The sequence below is a fragment of the Micromonospora sp. KC606 genome (genome assembly GCF_004348675.1).
GTDB lineage: Bacteria > Actinomycetota > Actinomycetes > Mycobacteriales > Micromonosporaceae > Micromonospora.
The window spans coordinates 1-2,472 of record NZ_SMKN01000370.1 but is presented as its reverse complement, the minus strand read 5'-3'; the positions used below and the strand labels follow the sequence as shown (position 1 = coordinate 2,472).

2 protein-coding genes are annotated in these 2,472 nt (G+C 76.8%); both read left to right on the top strand.

Annotation, left to right across the window (positions count from 1 at the left end; genetic code table 11):
- Positions 1–963 (top strand): serine hydrolase (locus E1193_RS31060; protein WP_132186685.1); only part of this gene is annotated, 963 nt, incomplete at its 5' end.
- Between the two features lie 186 nt (positions 964–1,149).
- Positions 1,150–2,367, top strand: coding sequence for a serine hydrolase (locus E1193_RS31055; RefSeq protein WP_132186684.1), 1,218 nt, complete (start codon positions 1,150–1,152; stop codon positions 2,365–2,367).
- The last annotated feature ends 105 nt before the right edge of the window (positions 2,368–2,472 follow it).

Here is a 2,472-nt window from a genome sequence, read left to right as displayed (position 1 = left end):
GTCGCGGACCTGGACAGCGGCGCGGTGCTGGGCGGCTGCGGCCCGCACGAGTACGCCACCCCGGCGAGCGTGCAGAAGCTGCTGCTGGCCGCCGCCATGCTGCCGATACTCGACCCGCAGCAGGTCGCCACCGCCACCCGGGCGGATCTCGACATCGAGCCGGGCAGTTCGGCGGTCGGCCTGCTGGTGGGCGGCCGGTACCGGGTGGAGACACTCTGGCTGGGGCTGCTGCTGCAGTCCGGCAACGACGCGGCGAACATGCTCGCCCGGCTCGGCGCCGGCAGCGCGCAGGCCGGGGTGGGAAAGATGAACGCCGAGGCCCGCCGGCTCGGCGCCCTGCAGACCCGCGCGGTGACGCCCTCTGGGCTGGACGGCCCGGGCCAGTTCACCAGCGCGTACGACTTGGCGCTGATCGCCCGGGTGTGCTTCGCCGACCCCTCCTTCCGCCGGTACGCGCTGACCGAGCGCACCCAGATCCCGGCCCAGCCGGCGCTGAAGAAGCCCGGCTTCCAGATCCAGAACGAGAACGGCCTGATCTACGAGTATCCGGGGGCGCTCGGCGGCAAGACCGGCTTCACCGACCTGGCCCGTCACACCTACGTCGGCGCGGCCGAGCGGAACGGGCGGCGACTCGTGGTGACGCTGCTCGGTGCCGAACGCCGGCCGTTGCGCGGCTGGGAGCAGGGCGCGCGCCTGCTCGACTGGGGTTTCTCGTTGCCCCCCGACGCCTCGGTCGGCCGCCTCGTACAGCCGGGGGAGGCCACCGCGGAGGGCGCGCCGGTGAGGGCCCCCGCGCCCGCCGGGCCGCTCGTCGCCCCACCGGCCAGCCCGCCGGCCAGCGCCCCGCCGGAGTGGATCGGCGGGGCGGTGGTCGGTGGCGGGGCCGTGCTGGTCGGACTCATCGCCGCGATCACCGCAGCCCGTCGTCGCCGCCCGCGTCGCCGCCGCGCCAGCTGGAGCTGACCGCCACGTCCGGCACTGCGCCAGGCGCCGGGAACGTCAGTCCTGCTCGCCCGCCGCGCGGGCCCGGACGGTTTCGGCGTCGGCCGCCCCGAACCGGCGCGCCGCCACCGTCGGGACACCTCGATCGCCGGGCCGGTGGCCGCAAAGCGGCCCCGGAACGACCCCGGGTGACTACGCTCCGAACAGGTGAGGACCTGGGGTCGTACCGTTGCCGTGATCGTCGCCGTGTTGGCCTGCGTCGCCGGCGCACCCGCCGCCGTGGCGGTACCGGCGACCACCCGGCCGTGTCCGCCCGTGCCGTCGGTGTCCCGGCCGCCACGGCCGGTCCCACCCCGGGCCGATCCCGCGTACCCCGCCGTCGGTGGGGCGACCCTGGCCACCCCCGGGCTGGTGACACCGGCCGGCGCCGCGGCGCCGCCGCCGGTCACGGCGGCCTCGTGGCTGGTCGCGGACCTGGACAGCGGCGCGGTGCTGGGCGGCTGCGGCCCGCACGAGTACGCCACCCCGGCGAGCGTGCAGAAGCTGCTGCTGGCCGCCGCCATGCTGCCGATACTCGACCCGCAGCAGGTCGTCACCGTCACCGCGGCCGACCTCGACATCGAGCCGGGCAGTTCGGCGGTCGGCCTGGCCGAGGGCGGCCGGTACCGGGTGGAGACACTCTGGCTGGGGCTGCTGCTGAAGTCCGGCAACGAGGCCGCCAACGCCCTCGCGCGCCTCGGCGGCGGACCCGACGGGATGCCCGGCGGGATCCGCGCCATGAACGACCACGCCCGCCACCTGGGCGCCCTGCGGACCCACGCGGTGACCCCCTCCGGACTGGACGCGCCCGGCCAGTTCACCAGCGCGTACGACTTGGCCCTGATTGCCCGTGCCTGCTTCGCCGACCCGGCCTTCCGCCGGTACGACGCCACCCTGCGCGCCGTCGTCCCGCCGCAGCCGGCGCTGCGGCAGAAGGCGTTCGAGATCCAGAACGACAACCAACTGCTCTACCGGTACCGGGGGGCGCTCGGTGGCAAGACCGGGTTCACCGACCTGGCCCGACACACCTATGTCGGCGCAGCCGAACGCCACGGCCGCCGCCTGGTGGCCGCCCTGCTCGGCGCGGAGGTGACCGAGCAGCGGGCCTGGCAGCAGGGCGCCGCGCTGCTGGACTGGGGGTTCGCGCTGCCTCGCGACGCCTCGGTCGGCCGGCTGGTGCGCCCCGGCGAACTCACCGCCCCGCCGTCGCCGGCGGCGACCCCGCCCGCGCTGGCCGCGGCCGGTGGACCCGTCGACAAGGCCGGGCACCGGTGGGCCAGCCCCGGCCCACTGCTCGGCACGGCGCTGGTCGTGGTCGTGGTGGCGGCCGGTGTCGTGCTGCTCGCCTGGCGCCGCGCGCACGCCCCTGTGCGACGGCACCGATGACGGCTGACGGCCGGCGGCGAGCCTTCGGCGTCCTGACCGTCGCGGTCGCCCTCGCCTGCGCCGCCGCCTGCCAACGGCCGCCCGGCCCCGCCCCCAGGCCCGGCC